Source organism: Kocuria sp. 2SI, assembly GCF_005502825.1.
In the GTDB taxonomy this organism is placed as follows: Bacteria; Actinomycetota; Actinomycetes; order Actinomycetales; family Micrococcaceae; genus Kocuria; species Kocuria palustris.
Genome location: NZ_SCNB01000045.1, coordinates 1 through 2,824, shown reverse-complemented (window position 1 = coordinate 2,824; position 2,824 = coordinate 1). Strand labels below are relative to the sequence as shown.

General features: G+C 63.8%; 2 protein-coding genes and 2 pseudogenes. 1 reads left to right on the top strand and 3 read right to left on the bottom strand.

The features are described 5' to 3' along the window. From FFS25_RS13215 to FFS25_RS13210, 3 genes and pseudogenes are all read right to left on the bottom strand, one after another. A partial coding sequence (locus tag FFS25_RS13215) for a 4'-phosphopantetheinyl transferase superfamily protein (protein ID WP_249933915.1) occupies positions 1–434 on the bottom strand: 434 nt, incomplete at its 3' end. Positions 435–467: 33 nt separating this feature from the next. Then, positions 468–722, bottom strand: a pseudogene (locus FFS25_RS14210) (4'-phosphopantetheinyl transferase family protein); the annotation flags it as partial. Positions 723–785: 63 nt separating this feature from the next. Continuing rightward, a pseudogene (locus FFS25_RS13210) lies at positions 786–1,394 on the bottom strand (IS481-like element IS5564 family transposase); the annotation flags it as partial. A 192-nt stretch (positions 1,395–1,586) separates the two neighbouring features. On the opposite strand from FFS25_RS13210, the gene FFS25_RS13205 reads away from it, so the two are divergent. Beyond that, on the top strand, positions 1,587–2,786 hold the full coding sequence (locus FFS25_RS13205) for an ISL3 family transposase (RefSeq protein WP_249933914.1): 1,200 nt from the start codon (positions 1,587–1,589) through the stop codon (positions 2,784–2,786). The last annotated feature ends 38 nt before the right edge of the window (positions 2,787–2,824 follow it).

Genomic DNA, 2,824 nt, shown 5'->3' with positions numbered 1-2,824 from the left:
CCACCGCCCGGCGACGGAACTCGTCGGTGTAGTTCTTCCTTGCCATCCTTGGATTCTCGCTTCCCCAGCATCGTGCTGGATTCCGCGTGTCCAAGATCAGGGGTTAAGCCCCGTCCTTTGCTGATGCCCCACCGCCCCTCGACCATGTCGATGCCGAAGTGTGCTCGGATGCTGCTGTCTAGATGCAGCCGACCGGTGAACGTTGCGGTGTCGGACTCGATGGTGAGGGTGCATTCGTGATAGTTCAGCCAGTGTCCCGTCATGGGGAACCATGCCTTGAAGATGGCCTCCTTGGCGCTGAACAAGAGACGATCCCACGCAACCTTCGGCCACAAGGAATCAAGTGCGCGCAGCCCCGAGATCTCGACGGGAGAGGCAATGAGCTCGAGGGTGCCGTTAGGTAGGCCGTCGTTCGGTTCGACGTCGATCCCCACTGCACGGCAGGTTGCTGTGGTTGCGACCGCGGCGGCGCGTAGGTCCGCTCCATGGGTCAGGCTCCCCACGACACCGGCTGGCCACGCCGGTGCCCGGGACGGTTGCACCGGGATCGCGACGGGTGGGAAGCCTAGTCGTTGCAGGGCTCGTCGCGCGCATTGGCGGGTGGTGGCGAACTCCGCGCGTCGTTCGGGAGTCGCGTTCACTATGTGCGCAGACTCCTCTTGCCATACCTCAGCATGATGGTCGTTTCCCTTTGTCTGCTCGGATACCACAGACAGGGGCATCAGATCGACGAACCCCCGGCATTCCCACACGCATCCATTCTCATGGTCACGGGTCGTAGTTGACTAGCTGTGACGTCCAGGGACGTTGTTGAGTCGGTCGAAGGGTGCGCCGCCAACCGCAGAGTGGTGTCGGTGGTGGTTGTAGAAGTGGAGCCAGCCGGGCAGCGCCAGGCGTCGTTCTGCTTCTGAACCGTAAAACCTGCCATAGGCCCATCCGTCCCCGAGCGTGCGGTGGAATCGCTCGATCTTCCCGTTCGTCTGCGGCCGGTAGGGGCGTGTCCGCTTGTGTCGGATGCCGAGCCGAGCGCAGAAGTCCCTCCATGCGTGGGATCTGTAAGCCGACCCGTTGTCGGATAGGACTCTCTCGACGGTCACACCTCGTTCGGCGAACCAGGCCACGGCGCGTTCGAGAACTCCCACCGCTGTGCTCGCCTGCTCATCCGACCAAATTTCTGCGTACGCGACGCGGGAGTGGTCGTCGATGACTGTGTGAACGAACGCCGTTCCGGTGCGCGGCTTGTGGTCTTTTCCTCGTGGTAATCCCGGAGTCGCGAGCTTGTTCCGTGCGCCTTGCTGCCGACCTACGTAACGATGTCCACCGCCGTCGGGGATGTTGCCGAACTTCGTGACATCGACATGAATCAACGATCCCGGATGAGGATGCTCATATCGGGCCCTTCAGAGTTGAGTGTGGGCGCGCCGATGGGGCGAAGGTGCTGGGGATAGACGTCGAGGTCCCTGATGATGAGCGGAATCTGACCTCTGCTCACACCAAGGACCTCGACTATGCCCCATCCTACGTGCCCCTGCGCTGCTTCTCTGGATCGCTGCAGCAGGTGTGACGTCCTTCTCGATCTGCCCGACATGCACCTCGTCGACGCCCGCGTCGCCGGCAGCCGCAGGGTGCTGGACATCGAGTGCTGCGACCCGATCACCGGCTGTCCCGGATGCGGCGTCATCGCCACCGGCCACGGTCGCGTGACCGTGACTCTGATCGATTCTCCTTCGGCGGGACGCCCGACACGTCTGCGGTGGCGCAAACGCCGCTGGATCTGCCTCGAGACCGTCTGCACCGTGGTGTCCTTCAGCGAGCAGAATCCGCACGTAGCAGCCCCGCGCGGCCTGCTGACCACCCGCGCAGTGAGCTGGGCGATCCGCCAGTTGCGGTATGAGAACGCTTCCATCCAGGGGCTGGCCCGCCAGTTGGGCACGACGTGGAACACGCTGTGGTCCCAGATCCGCCCCCGCCTGGCAGACGCCGCCGCGGATCCGTCTCGTTTCGACGGTGTCGACGTCCTCGGCGTGGACGAGCACATCTGGCACCATACGAATCCTCGCAGACGGGGGCCGAAAGAGCTGACCGGAATGGTCGACCTCTCCCGCCGTCGACACCCGACAGCGCGTCTGCTCGATCTCGTCCCTGGACGCTCCGGCACCGTGTACAAAGACTGGCTCACAGCACGAGGACCCATCTTCCGCGACGGGGTGCGAGTCGCGACGCTGGACCCGTTCCAGGGGTACAAGAACGCGATCGACGATCAGCTGGAAGACGCCACGTGCGTGCTGGATGCTTTTCACATCGTCAAGCTTGCCACCAGCGCCGTTGATGATGTCCGTCGGCGGATCCAGCAGCAGACACTCGGACACCGCGGACGCAAGGGCGACCCCCTCTACAGCATCCGCAACATGCTGCGGGCCGGACGCGAACGCCTCACCGAGAGACAGCAGTCCAGACTGCAGGCGGCGTTCGCCGCGCATGAGGATCATGTCGCTGTCGAGGTCGCCTACCAGTGCGCCCAAGACGTCCGGGACATGTTCCACCAAGACACCCACGCCCGCGGTCGCAGACTCGCAGCTCACCTGATCGCGGTATTGCCGACCTGCCCGATTCCGGAGATCGCCAGATTGGGCCGGACCTTGCGGAAATGGAAGACGGCGGTCCTGGCGTACTTCGACACCGACGGCGCCAGCAACGGTGGCACCGAGGCCATCTGTGAGTCTGGATCTGGCTGGTCTGGGACTGGCCGGTCAGGATGGATGTCGGTCGTATCGAACCGGGTGTGACTCTCGAAGCAATTGGCCCGCTTGCGGTGTCTTCCCGT

What these genes read in the sequence shown, in the direction of transcription:
- FFS25_RS13205 (WP_249933914.1), top strand. Translation starts at nt 1,587, where the DNA reads ATGCACCTCGTCGACGCCCGCGTCGCCGGCAGCCGCAGGGTGCTGGAC.